This is a genomic window from Dyadobacter sp. Leaf189 (assembly GCF_001424405.1).
Classification (GTDB): Bacteria; Bacteroidota; Bacteroidia; order Cytophagales; family Spirosomataceae; genus Dyadobacter.
The window spans coordinates 383,265-404,838 of sequence record NZ_LMPS01000001.1 but is presented as its reverse complement, the minus strand read 5'-3'; the positions used below and the strand labels follow the sequence as shown (position 1 = coordinate 404,838).

19 protein-coding genes are annotated in these 21,574 nt (G+C 45.2%); 10 read left to right on the top strand and 9 right to left on the bottom strand.

Features of this window, described 5'->3' with window-relative positions; genetic code table 11:
• Positions 1-102 precede the first annotated feature (102 nt).
• A complete protein-coding gene (locus ASG33_RS01835) occupies positions 103-2,178 on the top strand; it encodes a protein-disulfide reductase DsbD (RefSeq protein ID WP_056279699.1) in 2,076 nt (691 codons plus the stop codon).
• A 194-nt stretch (positions 2,179-2,372) separates the two neighbouring features.
• Here the strand turns inward: ASG33_RS01835 and ASG33_RS01830 are convergent, their stop codons facing one another.
• The 8 genes from ASG33_RS01830 to ASG33_RS01795 all read right to left on the bottom strand — a co-directional run bounded on the left by ASG33_RS01830 (position 2,373) and on the right by ASG33_RS01795 (position 12,687).
• The gene (locus ASG33_RS01830) at positions 2,373-2,669 is read right to left on the bottom strand and encodes a hypothetical protein (RefSeq protein WP_162242719.1); all 297 of its coding nucleotides are present in this window, start codon (positions 2,667-2,669) and stop codon (positions 2,373-2,375) included.
• Positions 2,670-2,779: 110 nt separating this feature from the next.
• Positions 2,780-3,112: a hypothetical protein gene (locus ASG33_RS25685; RefSeq protein WP_162242718.1), complete on the bottom strand. Its 333-nt coding sequence runs from the start codon at positions 3,110-3,112 to the stop codon at positions 2,780-2,782.
• Between the two features lie 278 nt (positions 3,113-3,390).
• A complete protein-coding gene (locus ASG33_RS01820; RefSeq protein WP_157474516.1) occupies positions 3,391-4,167 on the bottom strand; it encodes a hypothetical protein in 777 nt (258 codons plus the stop codon).
• A 286-nt stretch (positions 4,168-4,453) separates the two neighbouring features.
• On the bottom strand, positions 4,454-7,579 hold the full coding sequence (locus tag ASG33_RS01815; protein ID WP_056279691.1) for an efflux RND transporter permease subunit: 3,126 nt from the start codon (positions 7,577-7,579) through the stop codon (positions 4,454-4,456).
• 25 nt (positions 7,580-7,604) lie between these two features.
• Positions 7,605-8,657, bottom strand: a complete 1,053-nt coding sequence (locus ASG33_RS01810) for an efflux RND transporter periplasmic adaptor subunit (RefSeq protein WP_056279689.1) — start codon at positions 8,655-8,657, stop codon at positions 7,605-7,607.
• Positions 8,658-8,791: 134 nt separating this feature from the next.
• Complete coding sequence (locus tag ASG33_RS01805) at positions 8,792-10,123, bottom strand: TolC family protein (protein WP_056279687.1); 1,332 nt, start codon at positions 10,121-10,123, stop codon at positions 8,792-8,794.
• 83 nt (positions 10,124-10,206) lie between these two features.
• A complete protein-coding gene (locus ASG33_RS01800) occupies positions 10,207-10,674 on the bottom strand; it encodes a MarR family winged helix-turn-helix transcriptional regulator (protein WP_056279685.1) in 468 nt (155 codons plus the stop codon).
• 552 nt (positions 10,675-11,226) lie between these two features.
• Positions 11,227-12,687: a M48 family metalloprotease gene (locus ASG33_RS01795; protein ID WP_056279684.1), complete on the bottom strand. Its 1,461-nt coding sequence runs from the start codon at positions 12,685-12,687 to the stop codon at positions 11,227-11,229.
• Between the two features lie 231 nt (positions 12,688-12,918).
• Here ASG33_RS01795 and ASG33_RS01790 point away from each other — a divergent pair, with 231 nt between their 5' ends.
• Together ASG33_RS01790 and ASG33_RS01785 are read left to right on the top strand one after the other, a co-directional pair.
• The gene (locus ASG33_RS01790; RefSeq protein ID WP_056279682.1) at positions 12,919-13,743 is read left to right on the top strand and encodes a 1-acyl-sn-glycerol-3-phosphate acyltransferase; all 825 of its coding nucleotides are present in this window, start codon (positions 12,919-12,921) and stop codon (positions 13,741-13,743) included.
• 19 nt (positions 13,744-13,762) lie between these two features.
• The gene (locus tag ASG33_RS01785) at positions 13,763-14,671 is read left to right on the top strand and encodes a TIGR01777 family oxidoreductase (RefSeq protein WP_056279679.1); all 909 of its coding nucleotides are present in this window, start codon (positions 13,763-13,765) and stop codon (positions 14,669-14,671) included.
• Positions 14,672-14,781: 110 nt separating this feature from the next.
• On the opposite strand, the gene ASG33_RS01780 is transcribed toward ASG33_RS01785, so the two are convergent.
• Positions 14,782-16,260 (bottom strand): M61 family metallopeptidase, encoded by a 1,479-nt coding sequence (locus ASG33_RS01780; protein WP_056279677.1) that lies wholly within the window; start codon positions 16,258-16,260, stop codon positions 14,782-14,784.
• A 108-nt stretch (positions 16,261-16,368) separates the two neighbouring features.
• Between ASG33_RS01780 and ASG33_RS01775 the strand changes: the two genes are divergently transcribed.
• From ASG33_RS01775 to efp, 7 genes are all read left to right on the top strand, one after another.
• Complete coding sequence (locus tag ASG33_RS01775; RefSeq protein ID WP_056279674.1) at positions 16,369-17,031, top strand: hypothetical protein; 663 nt, start codon at positions 16,369-16,371, stop codon at positions 17,029-17,031.
• Between the two features lie 91 nt (positions 17,032-17,122).
• Positions 17,123-17,755, top strand: a complete 633-nt coding sequence (locus ASG33_RS01770) for a NeuD/PglB/VioB family sugar acetyltransferase (RefSeq protein WP_056279673.1) — start codon at positions 17,123-17,125, stop codon at positions 17,753-17,755.
• Between the two features lie 57 nt (positions 17,756-17,812).
• Positions 17,813-18,379, top strand: a complete 567-nt coding sequence (locus ASG33_RS01765) for a DUF177 domain-containing protein (RefSeq protein WP_229238534.1) — start codon at positions 17,813-17,815, stop codon at positions 18,377-18,379.
• 174 nt (positions 18,380-18,553) lie between these two features.
• Positions 18,554-18,748: a 50S ribosomal protein L32 gene (gene rpmF, locus ASG33_RS25455; RefSeq protein ID WP_082489058.1), complete on the top strand. Its 195-nt coding sequence runs from the start codon at positions 18,554-18,556 to the stop codon at positions 18,746-18,748.
• 132 nt (positions 18,749-18,880) lie between these two features.
• Positions 18,881-19,819 (top strand): phosphate acyltransferase PlsX, encoded by a 939-nt coding sequence (gene plsX / locus ASG33_RS01760; protein ID WP_056279671.1) that lies wholly within the window; start codon positions 18,881-18,883, stop codon positions 19,817-19,819.
• 75 nt (positions 19,820-19,894) lie between these two features.
• Entirely contained in the window at positions 19,895-20,893 is a 999-nt protein-coding gene (locus tag ASG33_RS01755; RefSeq protein ID WP_056279669.1) for a beta-ketoacyl-ACP synthase III, read from the top strand.
• Between the two features lie 40 nt (positions 20,894-20,933).
• The gene (gene efp / locus ASG33_RS01750) at positions 20,934-21,500 is read left to right on the top strand and encodes an elongation factor P (RefSeq protein WP_056279667.1); all 567 of its coding nucleotides are present in this window, start codon (positions 20,934-20,936) and stop codon (positions 21,498-21,500) included.
• The last annotated feature ends 74 nt before the right edge of the window (positions 21,501-21,574 follow it).

Here is a 21,574-nt window from a genome sequence, read left to right as displayed (position 1 = left end):
ATGAATTTTTTTGGCAAAATTACGTTCAATTAAGACCCGGCACTTACTCTATTAACTCAATAGATAATGCCCTTTCACCGAATATCAGTCCGTCAAAACGATATGAAACGCAGTATTTTCCTCTTTTTAAGCTTTTTTCTTCTTGTTTCCATTGCTGCCTCTGCGCAGATCCAGAAAGCCAAAGCCCAATGGAGCTACTCTTTTTCGAAGCCTGATGTAAAAAAGGGGGAGACCGTCGATCTTGTTTTCACTGCAACGATCGACAAAGACTGGTATATGTATTCGTCCGACTTTGATCCTGACCTGGGACCAATGCTCACCACTTTCACTTTTGAGAAGAACAATACTTTTGAAGTGGTCGGCAAGCTTAAACCGCAGAATCCGAAGACGAAGTTTGAAGAGGTATGGAATGGAAATGTAAAATACTTTGAAGGAAAAGCGGTTTTCAAGCAAACTATCAAAATTCTGGCCGACAATCCGGTAATCAAAGGTACTTCTGAATACCAGACCTGCAGTCACGTAACCGGGCTTTGTATCCCGGGCGGAGAGGATTTCGAATTCAAAGGCTTGAAGGTCGCGGCAGCTGGTAGCACAGTCGCACCGGAAAGTACTCCTGCGGAAAGTAACGTAGCCTCAGCTGATTCTACTGAAAATGCTGCCGCTGCTCCGGCACCTGCAACTGTTGATAGCAGCTCTTCAACACTGACTGAAAAAGCTCCCGTTGCTGCTGCTGCAAATACCGAGGACACTGCCGCCGACGGTTCTTTGTGGGCATTTGCACTAGCTGCGTTCCTGTCGGGGCTTGTCGCATTGCTTACTCCCTGCGTATTCCCGATTATTCCAATGACGGTAAGCTATTTCACCAATCAGGAAAAAGGCAAGGTGAAAGCTTTTATGTACGGAATCTCGATTGTACTCATTTATACATTAATAGGTACCGTTGTATCGCGCCTGAACGGACCCGCATTTGCTAACTTTTTAAGTACGCACTGGCTGCCTAACCTGCTGTTTTTCGGGATATTCATCGTTTTCGGTCTCTCTTTTCTGGGACTATTTGAGATCGTACTTCCGAGTGGGTTTGTGAATAAAATGGACCAGAAGGCTGATCAGGGTGGATATGCGGGCGTTTTCTTCATGGCATTTACATTGGTACTGGTTTCATTTTCCTGTACCGGCCCGATCGTGGGTAGCTTGCTCGTAGCCTCAGCGGGCGGCGAAGTAGTGAAGCCAATTATCGGAATGGCGGCATTCTCCGCTGCATTTGCGATTCCATTTACTTCATTTGCCTTATTTCCGCAGTGGCTAAAATCGCTCCCTAAATCGGGCGGCTGGCTGAATACCGTGAAAGTTTGTCTAGGCTTTCTGGAACTGGCGCTTGCACTGAAGTTTTTCAGTATCGCCGATCAGGTTTACCACTGGGGCTTGCTGGACAGAGAAATCTATCTCGCATTCTGGATCGTGATTTTCGCGATGCTGGGTTTTTATCTTCTTGGAAAGATCAGAACGCCGCATGATTCCCTTTTGGAAAAAGTGAGCGTACCGCGGCTGTTGCTGAGCATTATTACATTCACTTTTGTGATTTACATGTTGCCAGGAATGTGGGGCGCGCCACTGAAAGCGCTGGCTGGTTATCTGCCTCCGCAGTCGTCTCTGGATTTTGATTTGAGTAAAAGAAGTGCGGGTACCGCCGCAGCAGGCAACAGCAGCGAAATCGCCGGAAAGTATTCCGATCTCTTCCATTTACCGCATGAGCTCAATGGGTTTTTCGATTATCAGGAAGCATTGGCTTATGCCAAAAAAGTTAACAAGCCTGTTTTCATTGATTTTACGGGACACGGTTGTGTGAATTGTCGTGAAATGGAAGCCCGTGTTTGGGTTGATCCTGCGGTGCTGCAAAGGCTTCGGAATGATTATGTGATTGTTGCTTTGTATGTGGACGACAAAACAGAATTACCTGAATCGCAATGGTATACTTCCAAGTATGACAATAAAGTCAAAAAGACAATCGGTGCACAAAACGCAGACCTGCAAATTGTAAAATACAACAACAACGCCCAGCCACACTACTGCCTGGTAGATCACGAAGGCAACCTGCTCGTGAAGCCTAAGAATTACGATTTGAATGCAGCGAATTTTGCAGCGTTTCTGGATAGTGGGAAGGCGGCGTTTGGGAAGTAGGAATGCACTCGGGGTTGATAGAAATTGTGAACAAAATCACTCTCAAAGCTAGCTCCGTCTTATGACTGGTAATTAGAAATTGTCAAACTTCGGGCAAGATCGTAAGATAAATTCGTGGGAGAGGCGGTAAGTTTTTCTTTGGAGGCATAAAAAACCACCTAGGATCCCCAGGTGGTTTTTTTATGCCTATTTTTTTACGGCCATTGTTTTAAAGCATTTTGCCCGACAAGAATGTTAACATATGTCTTTAAGTTGAAAGTTGCTGTGCCGTTGCTAAGGCCAGGAGTGAAAACATTGAAGCCATGCTTATCTTTCTTTGCTATAAAAGTAATACTTTCTGTTATCCACTGCCCTTCCTTTCCAGCAAAATGGATTACTTTCTTCAAATTTTGAGCATCTAAACCGTCTACGTAAACTTCGGCGGTCTCCGCATATCGCTCCTGCTCTCCAATAGGTTTTGACGTAGATAGGTTAAATGTTACTGTGTACATTTTACCTGCAATTAAACCTTCCATCGCCGCAATAGACCAATTTGAATCATTCTTATCTGTCTTGAGTGTTACGAAAGTGGATGGACCGGGAACCACTAACGGCAAAGGAGTTACCCAGGGAATGATGGATCACCTAGAAGGTACTTGAAGTTTGACACTCCTAATACATGAAGCGCAGACCACCCTGGCAGCGATCCAGAGTTAGAGTTCGCATTACCGGTAACTGTTCCTTGACTTGACGGCAATACAGGACCACGAACTTTTAGACTGGCTTCTGAAACCGCCGCCATAGAAGCTTCGTGCGGCTCCGCCACTTGCACATCTTCTTTCGAGCAACTGCTCAGCATCATCATGCAAGCCAAGCCCAAACCAATAGGTAATTTTTGTACTAAATTCATTTGAAAAAAATTTAAAGTTGAACATACATTTTGTACTTGCTGCAAAGCAATGTGTTGAACAACGATTGTACACTTAATAGTGAGTACCGGGCGGGTCGGGGTTATTCTTCGGCAATCAGGAGGTTTAAAGAAGAAAATTGTAATCACTGAATTGTAATTATTGCGGGATTGCGGTTCGAGATAGTTCGTGGAAATGGATCTTCTAAAATGTAATCTGCGAATTCTTATACCCCTGTCATAGCTGCATGTTTACTTACCATTAGCCAGTAAACATAAAAACCGCCTCATGCAATGAGACGGTTTTTACCTAGACTATACATAACCTATTGCACAACCATAGGCTGGAAAGGGATAAATTCTACAATAGAGTTCCTATCAACAAAGAGGTGAATATAGGAATACACATTTCCAAGTGGCGTCAAACCTGAGAAAACAAACTTGGCATTATCAGCCTGGGCTGTGAATGTAATTGTCTTTTTCACCCATGTTGCTTGTAATCCTCCAAAGTTGATTTTCGTTGTAGTCATTCCACTGTTAACATTTAACATTTTGATTTCAGCAGAGGCTGCTGCAACAGATGTTTCGCCATTACCTGATAGCCCGGCAACAGTCGTAGTTGCTACATAAAATGTTATTGTATACATTTTACCTGGCTTTAAGTTTTTAATCGTAGTAAGTGCACCAGATTTATCGTTCGTCTCTGCAGAAGTTTCGGCGAAACTTTTTACAGTGATAAAAGAGCTTTCGACTGGATTCCCGGTAGCGGGCAGTAGTGGCTTTATCCACTGCGGATTTACTGAGTTACTCCAATTCTCAAGTCCCCAAAGCGATGTAAGTGAAGACGAGCCCGCAGGTATTGAAGGGTTTGGCCCAACCAATTTAGTCCAGCCTGTTGGATATTTTTCAAAACCCTTTACCCCCGTTGTTGCAGGAAAATACGGAGACTCTACCACCTCCCCTGCATTCGTCTTAGCACTCGAGTGTCCATTCGCGCTTTCAACGAGCGGCTGAGGTGTTTGTGCGTCTTCTTTTGAGCAACTGCTTAGCATTATGGCGCAGGCCATGCTCATAGCTACCGGAAATAGTTTTGTTAGCTTCATCTTTTTAGATTTTGTAGTTGAACATTTATTTATCTCGTACAAAAGAAGAAGCTTGTCTAAATGAAAACGCATTTAGTGACTGCGAGGAGGAGCAGGATTATTTTGCGGGAAAGCCAACCTTCCGATGTGGAAGTATGTATTGACGAGTTTTAAACCTATTTCTACTTATCTTCCTGATGTTGTGCACTGCCCGTAAACACAAAGATCTCCTTGCGGAGATCTTTGTGTTTATAAAGGAAGGTACTTACTAATAAGCTTTTGAGCTTCCAGTTTGCAGACACAAAGTCTACGCTTCCAGCAGCAACTCTTCGTTCTGGTGCTTTTTCTTCTTACGGTTGGCAAGGCGCTCTTTCACCCTGTCAACAACGTAGTACACGCTCGGAACCAGGAACAGCGTCAGCAATAATGAGCTGGTCAAACCACCGATAATTACCCACGCCATCCCATTTTTCACCTCGGCTCCGTCGCCGGACGCCAGCGCGATTGGTAACATACCCGCGATCATCGCGATAGTTGTCATCAGGATCGGGCGGAGACGTTCTTTACCTGCTTCGATCAGGGCGTCTTTCAATGCGTGACCTTCTTCTTTCAGCTGATTGGTAAAATCGACGATCAAAATCGCATTCTTAGCTACCAGACCGAGAAGCATAATCATACCCACGATCGAGAAGATTGTCAAACTTTCCATTGTCAGAGCCAATGCCGTCAATGCACCGACCAATGCAACCGGGATTGAGAACAATACAACGAAAGGATAAATGGTACTTTCGTAAAGTGCGACCATGATCAGGTAAATCAGCACAATACCGAGTACAAGCGCCAAACCAAGACTTCCGAATGCATCCGCCTGGTTTTTCAGGTCACCACGATATTCGATGAAAACGCCTTCCGGCAGTTTCACACTCGCCATTTTAGCCTGAATATCTGCACCGATCGAACCGGATGGGCGACCTATCACCTGTGAATTGATAGTGATCGAAGACAAACGGTCGATCCGTTGCAATACGCTTTCGCCCATTCCTTCTTTTACCGTTGCAAACTGCGATAATTCGAATGTTTGTCCTGTACTGTTAACAAATGTCAAATGGCGGATATCGTCGGCTTTGGAACGGTTAAACTGGTCTAGCGTCACCATGATATCGTATTCCTTGCCATTTTCTTTAAATTTTGAACGGTCATCTCCGCGGAATGCAGTCTGCAAGGCAGCTCCAACTTCTGCTGCATTGATACCGAGCTGCGACATTTTCTCGCGATCCAGTGACACACCCACCTCCGGTTTCGGATCATCAACAGAATAATCCACGTTGGCAGTGCCCGGAATGGAAGCTACCACTTCTTTCACCTGCGCGGCTGTCTTACGGATTGTCGCCATATCGGTCCCTTTTACAGCCACCTGGATCGGCGCCTGGTTGGCATTACCCGTAATCGAGGTAGGTGCCACAGTCACTTTTACACCTGGTATCCGAAGAATTTCCTTCTGAATCTCTGTACCAAAATCCTCTGCTGACATCGGACGTTCAGCTTTATCAACCAATTGCACCGTCAAATCGGCAATGTTACTATTGGATGTCGTCCCCAAACCAGTGCTGCTGTAACCTACATTGGTGAAGACTTTGGTTACTTCTTTTCTTCCCAAAAGCAGCTTTTCAACTTTCTGAGCTACCTGATTGGTCTGGTAAACTGACGCTGTCGGCGCAAGTTCAATGGAAACATTCAGCTCGCCGCGGTCACTTTGCTGCATGAAAGCGGCACCAATAAAGCCGGCAGGAACCAATGCAATGGAGCCTACAATGAGCAAAAGCGAAAGAATGAAAATGTATCTTTTATGACCCAAAACCCAGGTCAGAATACGTCCGTACTCGTCTTTGATCCGATCCAAAAACCGCTCAAAACCAAGGTTCAGCTTGCCCCAGAGTGTGTTTTTATCCAAAATCTCTATTTTACCAAAACGCGAAGCGAGAAGCGGGGTAAGGGTAAACGAGACAAACAAACTCATCAATGTCGAGAACACGACCACGAGCGAGAATTCTCTCAGAATGTTACCGATCAAACCGGAAGTCAATGCAAGCGGCACGAATACCACAACGTCCACCAAAGTGATCGCAAGCGCCGTGAAACCGATTTCTGCACGTCCGTCCAATGCAGCCTGCCAGCGGCTCTTACCCATTTCCATGTGGCGGTTGATGTTTTCCAAAACCACAATCGAGTCGTCGACCAGGATACCTACCACAAGCGAAAGCGCCATTAACGTCATCAAATTGAGTGAGAATCCTAAAACGCTCATTAAAATGAAAGTAGGGATCATGGATGAAGGCAGGGCCACGAGGATAAACATCGAGCTCCGGACACTATGCAGGAACAGTAACATCACAATGGACACGATCAAAACGGCAAGTCCAAGGTCAAACACAACTGCATCAGCTGAGGCCAATGTATAAATCGACTGGTCAGATGCAATGTTGAATTTCAGACCAGCGGAAGCGTACTGTTTTTCCAAAGTCGTCAAACGTTCGCGGGTCAACTTGCTTACGTCCACTGCATTGGCATCGGATTGTTTCTGGATTTGCAAAGCAACTGAGGGGCGACCATTGATATGGTTTACCGCAGTTGCGTCGGCAGTTCCGTCATACACTTCGGCAATATCTTTCAGGAAAACCTGTCCGCCAGTGCTGTTACGGCCCACAATTACATTGCGCAGATTTTCAACCGTTGTCAGTTTTGCGTCAAAACGAATGGAAAGCTGATCTTCCTGCGTTTTCACCTGACCGGCTGGGAACGAAGTATTTGCATTGTTGATCGCATTGGAAACCTGAGCAATGGACAGGCGATAAGCTTTCAATTTATCCTGACTGATATTCACCTGGATCTGGCGCTCGGTACCACCGATGATCGTCACCTGACCCACGCCAGTCACGTTGGATAGCTGTGGTTTCAGCTTCTCATCGATCAAATCATACAATGCGGAGGGTGAAAGGTTGGCGGTAACCCCCATTCTCAACACCGGGATTTCATCGGTTGAGAACTTGTTGATCACGGGGCGGTCGGCATCGTCGGGCAGAAGTGAAATCACCTGCTCTACTTTACGCTGCGCTTCCTGTTGTGCCAAATCGACGCTGATACCTTGTTTCAACTGGATAATCACAGAAGAAACGCCTTCCTGAGAAGTTGAGTTGATCTGGTCCAAACCTTCAATCGCTGAAACTGCGTCTTCGATGTGTTTGGTAACGTTAGTTTCGACTTCGTCCGCAGCGGCACCGCGGTACGTCGTCATTACACTGACAACATTGGCCTCAAACTTCGGTAAAAGGTTATAGGACAATTGTTTATAGCTGATCACACCAAATAGTATCAACACCGTGAATACTACTATGATGAAGAGCGGTCTTTTTACTGCTACTTCGGTGATTGACATTTTGTTATTCGTTTACTGATGAAAACTATTTAGTGACGTTAACCGCGGCACCTTCGCTGAGGTTGATCTGGCCAGTTGTAATCACCGTTTCGCCTGATTTCAATCCTGACAAAACTTCGATATTATCCCCTACTTCACGTCCTACTGCAATCTTACGCTGCTTGGCAACACCATTTTCGACAGTGTACACGTACGGGTTACGCACACTTTCGACCAATGCACTTCTAGGAATCAACAATGCATTCTGGCTGCTTTTTTGCTTGAATTCCACGGTTACGAATGTTCCGGCACGCAGCTGATTTGAGTTTTTGATAACAATCTCAACCGGATAGTTGTGCGATTCGTCGCCTTGCGGAGCGATGTACGAGATCACGCCGTCGATTTTTTTATCAGGAAAAATGCTTGTACTCACTTCCACGTGCTGACCTTCTTTCAATTTATAAACATCATTTTCCGAGATCATCACCTGCACTTTCAGGCGCGAAACGTCGAGGATCGTTCCTAATGAAGTACCCACGTTTACAAACTCGCCCGGCTCAATGTTCTTTTTGATCACGCGGCCGCTGATCGGCGCTGCAATGGAAGCATCATTGATCTGCTGCTTGATCTGCTCAGCCTGGTTCAATGCATTTTCGTAATTGTATTTGGTATCATTTACCTGAATCTCAGTCGCTGCGTTTCCTGCCAGAAGCTTTGAATAGCGTTCGGTATCCTTTTTCAGTTTATTGATATTCAACTCTGTCGCTTCCAGGGAAAGCTCTTTCAGTTTGCTGTCCACTTTCACAAGCGTAGCACCTTGCGAAACGTAGGTACCCAGGTCGTATTTAACCGACAAGACCTTACCCGCCGAAGTCGCCATAATCTCGGCTTCTTTGAATGGAATCAGACTACCTGTACGCACCAGGTCCTGACTTGTACTGCCTTCCTTTACTGCCACCGCAGTCACCGGAATAGTCACATTTTTGTTATCCGGCATTACTTTCTTCGCGTCCATCTTGGACTTGTTCGCTACCAAACGAAACCCGATTAAGAGTCCGATTATCAGAATGGAGCTTGCTATTATTATTTTCCTTTTCATGGAAGTTTAATTTTGACCGGGTCGCCGGTGCGATGATTGAATGACTGAATGAATGAGTGAATGTTTTCTTATTTTCTATTAATGACCCAATGACTATAAATGACCTAATAACCGTAAATGACCATCAATGATCCTTACGGCAACGCTGTATAAAAGTCATTTAAACTACCCTGCGATTGTTCAAGTCCGAGCTTGGCCTGGTAGTAGCTCAGCATTGAATTGATGTAGTTACTCTGGGCTTCTTTATAGGAAGTTTCTGCATTCAACAAGTCCGAAAGTGTTACGGTACCTTCTTTATATTGAAGTGTCGTCACATCGTACACTTCTTTGGCCAAAGTCACATTGCTTTCGTCGTTTGTCAGGTTCAGCTTCGCTTTTTGAAGCTGGGTTGTTGCATTGTGATTTTGAAGCTCGTAATTCTGCACATTCAGTTTCAGCTGTTCGTTTTGTGTCAAAAGATTCAGATCAGCCTGCTTGTATTGCGCGTCTCTTCTGAAACTGTCAAAAATCGGAATGGAAAGCTTAACGCCAATTGCACCGAAACTAAACCAGTTACCCCACGATTCACCCAGATTCTGTCCAAGAGACTGAATACCATATCTTCCATAAACAGAAAGCTTGGGAAGATATCCGGCTTTGATCCGCTCCTTTTCGATCGCCTGCAATTCCATATTAATATTCTGGATTTTGAAGTCGGTCAGATTAGCTACATCCAGTTTGTCCGGCTCCACTAATTTGAAAGGCTGGCTCAATGGATTGTCAGTCAGCACCAATTGTTCGCCCAGCGGCATTCCCATTTGGAATTTCAACTGGTTCTGAGATAAAATCAGGTTACTTTCCGCCAGTGTAAGCTGGGATTTGATGTTATTCAAGCTCACTTGTGTACGGTCATAATCCACTTTCTTGATTACGCCATTATCTAGCTGCAACTGCAAAGTCCCGAGTATCTGCTGCGTTTTTTCAAGATTGTCCCTTAAAAGATCAATCTGCGCCTGCGTTATGAATACCTGGTAATAAGCATTCGTCACGTTGTAAATGATATTCTCCTTGGTTTTGCGGGAATTCAGTTCCGCATTCTCAACGTTTGGCTTGTTTGCTTTCAAACCAACGAGTAGCTGACGGTCAAAAATCACCTGATCTGCCTGGGCCGAAACGTTCGTCGAGTACTTGGTACCCAAGGCCACACGCCGGTCTTCCCCACCAAAGAGCGCGCCCGGCAACACCGTAGATTGCAGCTTGATGTTATCATCCAATGCACCATTTCCAACTACCTGTGGCAGATAACCCGCCAACGCTTCCCTACCCTGCTGCACCGCTATGTTCTCCTGGTACTGGGCAATCTTTACATTCCCGTTATTCTTTATCCCGTAGGCAATGCAATCTTTCAGGCTCAGCTGGGTTTGCGCCCAGGTATTCCCCGAAGTTGCTGCTATTGTGAGGATTGCAATAATCCATGCTCGTTTCATTTTCTTCTTGTTTGACTTTTGTGGCTAACCCTAATTAGTTGACACCTCTACTGGTGACATATCAACTATTTATATAAATTTTTTTATTTTTCTATGACTGCCGTAACTCTGTCTAAAAACCCCATGAATGTCTTGCGTTCGTCCTCGGTGAAATGCTCCATTACCTGGTTGTCAAATGCAATAACCAAAGCCTGAATGCGCTCGCATACGAATTTTCCACTTGCAGTGAGCGTTACCATATTCTTTCTTTTGTCCTCTATATCACTTTCAATTTTCAGAAACCCGTCTTTATGCAACGTCTGCACAGAACGCTGAATGCCCGCTTTGTCTTTTTGCAGCACATTTGCAATGTCCTGCTGCGTCATCGCATGTTCCTGGAAATATACAACCATTAATATCGGCAGCTGCTCGGCAAGTACCGGAATTCCTTCCTGAACCAACTGCGCATTCATTTTCCTAAATACAACCTTTGTAACGATCCCCAGCTTAAACTGCAGGGAATTCTTCATATCCTCTCTCAAACAGAAAAATTTGTTTAGTACCGTGCTCATGATGGTGCAAATGTAAATTGTGTTGATATATCAACCAAATGTTGAGAAGAAAAGTTTTTTGAAAGGCAAAATCAAATGGTAAGTGGTTAAAATAATCATTGAAGGCAAAAGGAATGAATAACTGAATAGCCGCATCCAGCAAAAAAGCCGCAGAGTGGCAAAACATCGGTAAAAACGGGTACAACGAGGCGCCAATCTGTAGTGAAGCAACATTAAACAAGCGTAATCGCTAAAAGCCGCAGAGCGGCAAAACATCGGTAAAAAACGGGTACAACGAGGTGCCAATCTGTAGTGAAGCAACATCAAACAAGCGTAATCGCTAAAAGCCGCAGAGCGGCAAAACATGGTAGAAATGTACGATCAAACCGAAACGCCAAATCCCGTAGGGATGCGACGACAACACATTTACGCAAAATCGGTGCAAATTCACGTTGGATTTTGCACCGATTTTTACCAATATAACATGCCTGGCGGCATTATTACCGTACGGGCCTTACCTTTCTACTACCGATGTTTTATGCCTGACGGCATTTTTTTGGTCGATTGTTCGTATTACCTCCCCAGCGTTTTAATCAGCATTCCTTTGGTTACTTTATCTGAAAGGCCCATTCCGTTGATGATGGCTAGTTCGTCCATTTTGTTGTCGGGCTGATTGTTGTCCTTCAATGCATCCTTCAAAGATCCGTCGCGTTGGACGGTTTTGATGCGGATACGCTCAGGCTGACGATTCAGGATGTTCTGGTCGGTTACTGATTTGAAGCCTTGTGCTACATTCCTGAATGTACCGAGGTTACCGGCAAAGTTGGCCGGGGCCGCCACACCATGGATCACATAAACGTTTCCTCCATACTGGATCAGCCAGGTTGCCACCTGAATGGAACTGGCTGCTGCCTGCCCCGATTGCGCTTGCGCGACCTGCTGGGAGATCATCGCAATGGCGGGGTTACCGTTAATCGTAGTTTTGTTATTTTCAGAAACCTGTAGACTGTAATTCTTCACCACAGCCTGAGCTGCTTCTTCGAGTGACTTACCTTCTGCCATCGCAAAAAGCATCATCGACTTGCCATCTTTGGACGCCATTTGAAATTGTGCAGGAGAGTTTTCATACTGCCAGCCGCTTGGTACCGGAAACTGGAACCTCAGCTCGGGATGGTAAAACTGATTGTTTTCCACAAAACCCTGTTTAGGATCGGTACCATATATAATCCCTTCGATTTTACGCAGGTAAGCATCGCGGTTGACATTGTACTTGCCAGGGTGCTCCGCCTGGTATTGTGTTGCCAGCTTGTCTACCTTATTCCTCCTGTCGCCCGGATCGGGGTGGGTTGACTGGAAAGTCGGGATCGTTTGCCCGGCTTTTTCACTGATCTTTTTCAAGGTCCCGAAGAAATCAGCCATTTCCTTGGCATCATATCCGATTTTACTCGAATACTCCACACCAATTTTATCCGACTCCGTTTCATGCTCGCGGCTGTAACTTAAAAGCAGCAAACCCAAAGCCTGCTGCGTTTGCTCTGCCAGCCCGCGAACCGTTTCCGACAATACCATACCTGCCAGCAAACCTACTTGCCCGAAGATCTGGGATGTTTGCTGCCGGGCCGAGTGGCGCGCCGTAATATGGCCGATTTCATGACCAAGTACCCCTGCAAATTCTGCTTCATTATTGAAGTGCGCCATGATACCCCTTGTGAAGTATACGTAACCGCCAGGCACAGCAAATGCATTTACAACCGGCGAGTCAACAATGAAGAATTGATAAGGTAAATCTGGTCTGTGGGAGATATTTGCCATTGCTTTTCCTTTCTCATTGATAAAGGATTGCAGGTTTTTATCGTCGTAAATACCCATTGTAGCCACAATAGAAGGGTGTGATTCAGCGCCGAGCGCGATCTCCTTTTCTTTGGACATGAATATGATTTCCTTTTTTCCTGTAACAGGATTTTTAGAACATCCGGTAAACAGGCCTGCTGCTGCAAGACCAAGCAGAATGTGAAATTGAAATTTCATTTTCATACAAACTCGAAAAATGATTGTTATTAAAGGGGTCGGTCCAAAAACGTTTGAGACTCTGAAGATCTGAAAGAATCATGCCAATTCTTCCGGCTCGCAGGACCGTTGCGGCTGCAATTAAATATATTTCCCATTAACTCCGCTTATTCCCTAAATTACGCCCCGGTGGTATAATAGTTGTTGATCAATCAATCCAAAAAGCCCGTCGCCTTTGAAGTACATTTCCCTGACACTATGAATTTGAAAAAGACAACATTCAGTCTCCTGCCGCGCTGGCTCGTCAGGTTTGACTTTTTTGGAATTTTCGAAAAAGATCCGTTCGGCAACTATCTCATATTTAAGAGGTTGCTGATTTTTATTCTGGGCTGGTTTACTTACTACAGATATACAGCTGTCAATAAAATAGAAATAATCGGAGGCGATCAGCTGCTTGACCTGCCTGATCACGGTGTACTTTTCCTGTCTAACCATCAGACCTATTTCGCAGATGTAATTGCGTTCTTTCATATTTTTTGTGCTGTCAAATGGGGCTACAAGGATACGATCCGGCCACCGTTTTATCTCTTTTCCCCTCGGGCAAGATGCTATTATGTAGCGGCGTCGGAAACAATGAAAGAAGGGATTCTACCCAAATTATTCAGCATGGGCGGCGCCATTACCATTGAAAGATCGTGGCGGGCGAATGGAGAAAATGTGAAAAGACAGCTGGATAACTCAGCACAGGACCGTATCGGAATGGGGCTGAGCCACGGCTGGGTAGTGAGTTTTCCGCAGGGGACTACCAAACCGTATGCCCCTGTACGTAAGGGTACCGCCCACCTCATCAAAGAACATCAGCCGATCGTGGTACCTGTTGTGATTAATGGTTTCCGACGGGCTTTTGATAAAAAAGGGCTGCGGTTTAAAAAGCGTAATACGCGTCTTACTGTTCATTTCAAAGCACCAATGCACTTTTTGCCTGATGAATCAGTCGAAGAAATGGTAGATCGTGTCACGAAAGCGATTGAGCAGGAAGCACCAAAAGATGGATTAGCCACTCCGGACAGCCAGCCGGTATAGATTTTTACACATCCATTACATGGGAAAAAAAGTATTGATCACAGGCGGCTCCGGCCTGATCGGAAGACGGTTAACACAGCTTCTGCTCGCAAAAGGCTATGAAGTGGCATACCTCAGCCGGAGTAAGAAAGCAATTCCATCTGTGAAGGTATTTCAATGGGATATCTCGAAAAACTACATTGAAGAGGGCGCATTGGAAAATACGCATTTCCTGATTCACCTGGCAGGTACCGGGGTAGCCGAAAAGCGCTGGACTGACGAACAGAAGAAATTAATTATTTCAAGCCGGGTTGATACCATTCATTTGATTGCAGAGAAATTAAAGGAGAAAAACATTCGTCCCGCTGCATTCGCATCCGCGTCGGGCAGCAGCTACTATGGCGAGGATAGCGGTGATGTGAAAAATACCGAAGACTTCCCGCCGGGAAATGATTTCTTGTCCTATGTTACCATTGAGTGGGAAAAAGCAGCAGATAAGATAACAGAACTTGGAATAAGAACGGTAAAGCTGCGTACAGGCATTGTATTAAGTAATGAGGGCGGCGCATTGAAACAAATCGCTGCACCTGCCCGATTCGGCTTCGGCGCGCCACTTGGCTCAGGAAAACAATGGATCAGCTGGATCCACGTCGACGATCTTTGTAATATGTACATTGAAGCGCTCGAAAATGAGAACTGGCAGGGAGCTTACAATGCCATTACGGATGCAGTCACCAATGAAGAATTTACGAAAGTGATCTGCAAAGTACTGAATAAGCCTCAATGGGCGCCCCATGTACCTGCATTTGCATTGCGCCTCGTTTTTGGCGAAATGGCGAATGTAGTACTGGGAAGCAGCTACCTGATCAGCAAAAGGATCAAAGAAGAGACCGATTTCAAATATCAGTACCCTGATTTGCGGGGAAGCCTGGAGGAAATTTTAAAGTGAACTTCGGCTGTCGGCCGTCGGCTTTCAGCTTTTTCTTACTTAGTATGGCTTCGCTTTTACAAGCAACAAACAAGCCGACGGCCGATTGCTGACAGCCGACAGCTAAAAAATTACTCCTCCTCTTCCTCCTGCGCCGTCAAAACCTGCGCTGTTGCCAGCCACTTATCTCTTTGCAATTTGCCGCGGAAATCGTCCATTACATTCAGCTGAATATTTCCATTGCTGAAAACAGACATTTGTAACCCCACAAAAGAAAGTGCCTCATTAAGGCGGGTTTCAAGCGGCTCGTTGGTGAAAATGCATTCTTTCCAGTACCACTCCATTGTTTCGCCGGCTACTTCTTCCACGATCGCGATGTAATCTTCAACGGAATAGCCTGTGAATGGTTTTCCGAAACGTAGCCAGAGCAACCGCATGACATCGTCGAGAGATTGGCCGTGATTGGTTTTCCTGCGTAAATACAAATCGAGGATCAATGCAACTAACGCACCTTTATGGTAAACGGAAACCTTACGGTTGGGTATTCCTTTTTCGTAGCCGTCGAGCCAAAGGTCAAAGGAAGATTCAGCCAGCGACTGAGATGCATTTGCGCTGTTCTCGAAGTGTCTTTTCATATATACCTGCAACTCTTTTACATAAGTCTCGTCGGTGAAAACACCGGCGCGTTTCAGAAAAAGATCGCCATAATAGGTAGTGCAGCCTTCGGCGACAAAGCAGGTTTGAAAGTAATTTTCTTTGGTAAAATCGTAAGGTAACAACTCCTTTGGCCGGATCCGGATGACATTCCAGGCGTGAAACAGCTCGTGGGAACTTACGCCAAGCAAATCAGAATACAACCCTTCACCTTCATCGTCAGGACCAAGTACGATCATCGTCGAGTTCTGGTGCTCTACGCCATGGTAAAATGCGGTTGGCAGGATGAGGTTAAGAAAATGGTAGTCCTCTTCGGGAAACTCTCCCATTGTCGCGATCTGCTCGCGTGAAAAGCGCCTGAAATCCCGTTCAATGCGCCGCCAGTTGGGTTTCAGGTTTCCATGCATCCATATCTTGAAATGCACGCCACGCACGTAGTACTCACATTTCTGCAAAGTTTCGGAAGCGAGCAGCGGACTGTCAACCAGTTGATAGAAGTCGCGTGCTGCCAGGGTATTTGGTCCGGAGGAAGGTAACCCGCACGCAATCGTATATCCTGCGGGCAGGTCGAGATACACTTCGTAAGGCTCGGAAATCCGGCCTTCGGTATACATGCAAAAGTTGATAAAATTGAGGTACCAAAGCTCCTCGTCAATATAACTGGTACCCGCATTCTGACTTATTGCGTAATACGAATAGTGTATTCTAACTTCTTTCTGGCCGGCTGTTCCAACCTGCCAGCGATCTTTGGTTACTTTATGAATAGGCAGTTTATCTCCGCCGGCTGAAATAGCTTCAATAAATTGAATATTTTTGGCAAAATTTTGAAGCTCATATCTACCGGGCCGCCACGCAGGTAGCTGTATCTCAATAACATCACTGTCTATTTCCGGGATAGTATAGGTAATAAGAATAAGGTGTGACTGGGGCTCTGCGACGGAAATGTGGTAATGCATAAAGGTTACAGTAATATAAGAGGGTCCTGGGCGGGAATAATCTGATAAACCAAAAACAAATGCTGGGTCGTTACCAGTTAACAATACGATAAAATAAATGATTTTAAGATGAAAAGCAAAATCCTCCTGAGCTGCACACTTCTGTTACTTATCCTGACCAGCGTCAATTTATATGCGCAAAACGACGAATACTATCGCCCGGATTCACTGAGAAAGGAAGCTCCCAATCAACGAAAGGATTATACGCCTACTGACACAAACCGGCTTGCGGAAAAGAGAAAAGAAGTTGATTTCAAACAGCTTCCATTTAAGGACAGGCTGCGCGCGGGTGGCGGCTTCGGATTGAGCCTCGGCACATTCACGAACATCAACCTTTCGCCGATGGTTGGTTACGAACTGACGGAAAAGCTGGTCGCCGGTGTCGGAGTGACATATATGTTTTTCAAACAACGCTACTTCGATTCTTATAGCTACTATGGTGGAAAGGGCTTCTTTATGTACAATGTAATCAAGCCCGTGAACCTGATCGCGGAACTGGAACCTTTGAATGTGGTAGGAAATTATCAGAAAAGGCAATGGATCGTATCTCCCATGCTGGGCGCTGCCTACTCCGTACCAACAGGCGGCCGCATTGCCAAGGCGGTTCACTTTACCTTATTATATAATCTGAATTATTACAATCAGGTAGATAACTCTGCCGGACCTGCTGCTGCCATTACCAATTTATCTCCTTACGGCAGCCCGCTGGTTTTCCGCATTACTTTACTTTGATATACAAGCCGAAGAAAGTGGCTTGATTTTTTGTCTTCATTTGAACTCTTCGCGCAAATGGAGACTTTTTTCTTTTATACAAACCACAATTATGGAAAATCCTGTTTTAATATTTGGTGCAGGCGACCTGGGAGTACAGGCGCTGGATATTTTTAAAAGAAATAACGTACTCGTTTACGGACTACTCGACGATACCACGGAATTGCATGGTAAGGAATTTGGCGATGTCAACGTAATCGGTTCCACAGACGATACAGGTTATCTGAGTATTCTCGGATCCAAATGTGAAGCCTTCGTCGCCATTGGAGATAAAGTGGTAAGAGAAAGGCTTGTAGAAACATTGACCGAAGAGTACAAGGTAATGCCCGTGAATGCAGTTCACGACACAGCTATAATTTCCGGAATGTCGGCAATTGGTCACGGCAATCTCATCGGAGCAAAAGTTACTATCGGGGCAAAAACGGTTGTCGGGCACCATTGCCTCATCCAGACGGGCGCGTTGCTGGATACCTCAGTGCGCGTCGGCGACTTTGTTACGATTGGTACTGGTGCTATCATCAATGACCGGGTACTTTTAGGTGATGGCGCATTCATTGGTTCCGGTGCAGTGATAGTGGCAGGAATTGAAGTAGGCAAGAATGCGAGAATAGGCGCAGGATCAGTAGTAGTAGAAAACGTGCCTGCTGGTGCAACCTACTTTGGAAATCCTGCAAGGAAGATTTGACAAAATTCAGTCACATCTTTTTTATTAAAACCAAACACATTACCTTTGCACTCCTTTTTGAGAGAAAAAGTGAAAGAGCTAAGTAAATACAACATAGACATTTACGGTTTGGAGGACAAACAGTATGACTATGATATGGAGTCCGGAAACGCTTTTTTCGAAGACCTGGAACAGGATCTGATCGAGCAAGGGCACTTCAAAACACACGTTGTTTTGAATAAATCAGCCACTATGATCCAGCTTCAGTTCCACACGGAAGGCGCAGTTACATTGACCTGTGACAGAAGTCTTGAAACATTCGAAGAGCCCATTCATTTCGACGAACGCATTATATTAAAGTTCGGCGACCACAATGAAGAGCTTACCGAAGAGATCGAGATCATCAACAGGAACACTAACAGGATCAACGTTGCCCGCTATATATTTGATTTTATAGCGTTGTCTCTTCCAACCAAGAAAATACATCCGAGTCTGCGGACCGAAGATGACGATCTGAACCTGGAAGATGATGACGAAGAAGCGATATTGGTTTACTCATCTGCCGAAAACACCGATGAGCAGCCGGAAGAAGAAGGACCCGTAGATCCGCGCTGGGAAGCCCTGAAAAAGCTAAAAGGCGAATAATAGTCCCCTGCGCCCCGTTATCCGTTGGCTAAAGCCGAACGGAAATGGATGCGATCAATGTAAAATACCCGGATCTGTTGGCTAAGGCCTACGGAAATAGATTATAGTCAATGACCGTCGGCTTCAGCCGACGGAGTTTAAAAAGAAAACAAAAACAATTAGAAATAAAGCATCATGGCACATCCTAAGCGGAGACATTCCACTACACGTCGCGATACACGCAGAGCGCATGACTTCCTTACCGGAAAGCAGCTTGGCACAGATTCAACAACAGGAGAAATCCACCAACTACACCGCGCCCACGTTCACGAAGGCAACCTTGTTTACAGAGGAAAAGTTGTAGTTGAAAACTATACTAAAACAGTTTAGTATCAGTCGGTGAACATATCAATTTCGCAGCAGCCCTATAAAAGTTGTTGCGAAATTCTTTTTTACTACGGCACATCTGCTAAATTTACACCTTCGAGTTCTAACTTATTTGTCTAAAATAACAGCGTGTAAATGAAAATTGCGGTAGATGCTATGGGGGGAGATTTAGCTCCACATGCAATTGTTGAAGGGGTTATCCAAGCCTCTTCTGAGCTACCATCCGAGGCGCGAATCGTTTTAATCGGACGTGAAAATGTGATTTGGGAGATATTCAATCAACACAATTTCACCCCTTCTAATGTTGACGTTGTTCACGCAGAAGATGTGATTGAAATGGGCGAGCATCCTACGAAAGCCCTTTCTCAAAAACCCAATTCCAGCATCGGAGTTGGATTCAAGCTTCTGAAGGAAAAAGAAGTTGACATTTTCTGCAGTGCAGGGAATACGGGAGCTATGCACGTTGGCGCCCTTTTTAGCATTAAGTCAATTGAAGGAATCTTAAGACCCGCTATTGCCGGCTTTGTACCGCAGGTAGGTGGCGGCCATTCCATTATGCTTGATATCGGTGCCAATGCAGATTGTAAACCCGAAGTACTGGCTCAGTTTGGTGAAATCGGCTCCATATTTGCGCAGTACACCTTTCAGATAGAGCGCCCGAGGGTTGCTTTAATGAACATCGGCGAAGAAGAACAAAAAGGCTCGCTCACATCTCAGGCGACCTACCCCCTCCTTCAACAAAACAAGCGCATTAATTTTATAGGAAACATAGAAGGGAAAGATCTCTTCACAAACAAAGCCGACGTCATCGTAACTGATGGCTTCACCGGCAATATATTGTTTAAACTGGGTGAATCTCTGTACGAAATCTCCAAAAAAAGAGGATTTCAGGATGATTTTATCGACCAGACGAACTACGAATCAATCGGAGGCAGTCCTATCATAGGTGTTAACGGAAATGTCATGATCGCTCATGGAATTTCGTCTCCGCTGGCAATCAAGAACATGGTTGGCTGGGCTTACAAACAGGTTAAGTCCAAAGCATATTTGCATATTTCACAAGCACTGAGTTAGTCGGAACCACCTATGATTAAACAGCAACTGTCCTTTTTACCAAAACCTATTCGGATTTTGAATAGTTAATTTATCATGACCCATATAAAAGCCTCTATAACAGGAATACAAGGGTATGTGCCTGATTATATTTTGACGAATGCCGAGTTGGAAACAATGGTTGCGACGAACGATGAATGGATTGTAAGTCGAACGGGTATTAAAGAAAGGCGTATTCTGAAAGGAGAAGGCTTGGGAAGTTCACATATGGGTGCTGAGGCTGTGAGAGGTTTGTTGGCAAAAACAGGCACCGCACCCGCAGAAATTGATCTGTTAATCTGCGCTACAACTACCCCTGATTTCATATTCCCCTGCACAGCTAACCTGATCTGCGATATGGTGGGCATCCGCAATGTAGGAAGCTTCGATATTCAGGCCGCGTGCTCCGGATTTTTATATGCATTGACACTCGGCTCGCAATTCATTGAGACCGGAAAATATAAAAAGGTCATCGTTGTTGGTACTGATAAAATGTCCGCAATCGTGGATTATACCGACAGGAAGACTTGCATCTTGTTTGGTGACGGTGCGGGCGCTGTCTTGCTGGAACCCAATTCAGAAGGTAATGGCATTAAGGATTCAATCATCCGGTCCGATGGTGCAGGGTATCCATACCTGAACCAAAAAGCAGGAGGAAGCCGCTTTCCGCCTACTCACGAAACTATTGAAAAACGCCAGCATTTTGTTTTTCAGGACGGTGCACAGGTATTCAAGTTTGCCGTTACAAACATGGCTGACGTTTCAGCTGAGATCATGGACCGCAACGGCTTGAAAGGTCCCGATGTAAACTGGCTGGTACCACACCAGGCCAACAGGCGCATTATCGAAGCCACAGCTAACAGAATGGGTGTAGGAATGGAGAAAGTGATGGTGAATATCCAGAAGTACGGTAACACCACTGCTGCTACAATCCCGCTCTGTCTCTGGGACTACGAATCACAACTCAAAAAAGGGGACAATCTTATTCTCGCTGCATTTGGCGGCGGTTTTACCTGGGGCTCGATTTATCTGAAATGGGCTTACGATCCGAAATAGGTTACCCCGAATACAGACTTTAATATTAATTTTTGATTATATGGCAACTACTGCAGATTTGCGCAACGGATTGGTGATAGATTTCAACCATGATCTTTTCCAGGTGATTGAATTTCAACATGTGAAGCCAGGGAAAGGCAATGCATTTGTCCGCACCAAGTTGAAAAGCCTTACTACCGGAAAAGTACTGGATAACACCTTCTCTTCCGGCGCGGGTATTACACCGGTACGTGTTGAAAGACATAAATTCCAGTATTTATATAAAGATGAGGTTGGATATAACTTCATGAATGCTGAAACATTTGACCAGGTTTTGATCGATGAGAAGCTGGTTACAAATGCGGATTTGATGAAAGAAGGCCAGGAGGTCGAAATCCTCATCAACACAGAAAACGACGTTGCTTTACTTTGCGAGCTGCCTCCGTTTGTCGAGCTGGTAGTAACTTACTCAGAACCCGGCCTGAAAGGCGATACTGCCAACTCGCCGAAGAAAGCAATTGAAGTCGAAACAGGAGCCCGGATCATGGTACCACTTTTTATTGAGGAAGGCCAGAAGATCAAAGTGGACACCCGTACTTACGATTACGTAGAAAGAGTAAAATCATAACTTTTTGAAATCTGTGAGGTAAATGGCCTTTGCGAGTTGCTTATTATCAAGCCTTTGAGGTTGAGATCACCACA

Coding starts and splice junctions, on each gene's coding strand:
- ASG33_RS01835 (WP_056279699.1), top strand. CDS start 103: ATGAAACGCAGTATTTTCCTCTTTTTAAGCTTTTTTCTTCTTGTTTCC.
- ASG33_RS01830 (WP_162242719.1), bottom strand. CDS start 2,669: ATGTACACAGTAACATTTAACCTATCTACGTCAAAACCTATTGGAGAG.
- ASG33_RS01820 (WP_157474516.1), bottom strand. CDS start 4,167: ATGAAGCTAACAAAACTATTTCCGGTAGCTATGAGCATGGCCTGCGCC.
- ASG33_RS01815 (WP_056279691.1), bottom strand. CDS start 7,579: ATGTCAATCACCGAAGTAGCAGTAAAAAGACCGCTCTTCATCATAGTA.
- ASG33_RS01810 (WP_056279689.1), bottom strand. CDS start 8,657: ATGAAAAGGAAAATAATAATAGCAAGCTCCATTCTGATAATCGGACTC.
- ASG33_RS01805 (WP_056279687.1), bottom strand. CDS start 10,123: ATGAAACGAGCATGGATTATTGCAATCCTCACAATAGCAGCAACTTCG.
- ASG33_RS01800 (WP_056279685.1), bottom strand. CDS start 10,674: ATGAGCACGGTACTAAACAAATTTTTCTGTTTGAGAGAGGATATGAAG.
- ASG33_RS01795 (WP_056279684.1), bottom strand. CDS start 12,687: ATGAAAATGAAATTTCAATTTCACATTCTGCTTGGTCTTGCAGCAGCA.
- ASG33_RS01790 (WP_056279682.1), top strand. CDS start 12,919: ATGAATTTGAAAAAGACAACATTCAGTCTCCTGCCGCGCTGGCTCGTC.
- ASG33_RS01785 (WP_056279679.1), top strand. CDS start 13,763: ATGGGAAAAAAAGTATTGATCACAGGCGGCTCCGGCCTGATCGGAAGA.
- ASG33_RS01780 (WP_056279677.1), bottom strand. CDS start 16,260: ATGCATTACCACATTTCCGTCGCAGAGCCCCAGTCACACCTTATTCTT.
- ASG33_RS01775 (WP_056279674.1), top strand. CDS start 16,369: ATGAAAAGCAAAATCCTCCTGAGCTGCACACTTCTGTTACTTATCCTG.
- ASG33_RS01770 (WP_056279673.1), top strand. CDS start 17,123: ATGGAAAATCCTGTTTTAATATTTGGTGCAGGCGACCTGGGAGTACAG.
- rpmF (WP_082489058.1), top strand. CDS start 18,554: ATGGCACATCCTAAGCGGAGACATTCCACTACACGTCGCGATACACGC.
- plsX (WP_056279671.1), top strand. CDS start 18,881: ATGAAAATTGCGGTAGATGCTATGGGGGGAGATTTAGCTCCACATGCA.
- ASG33_RS01755 (WP_056279669.1), top strand. CDS start 19,895: ATGACCCATATAAAAGCCTCTATAACAGGAATACAAGGGTATGTGCCT.
- efp (WP_056279667.1), top strand. CDS start 20,934: ATGGCAACTACTGCAGATTTGCGCAACGGATTGGTGATAGATTTCAAC.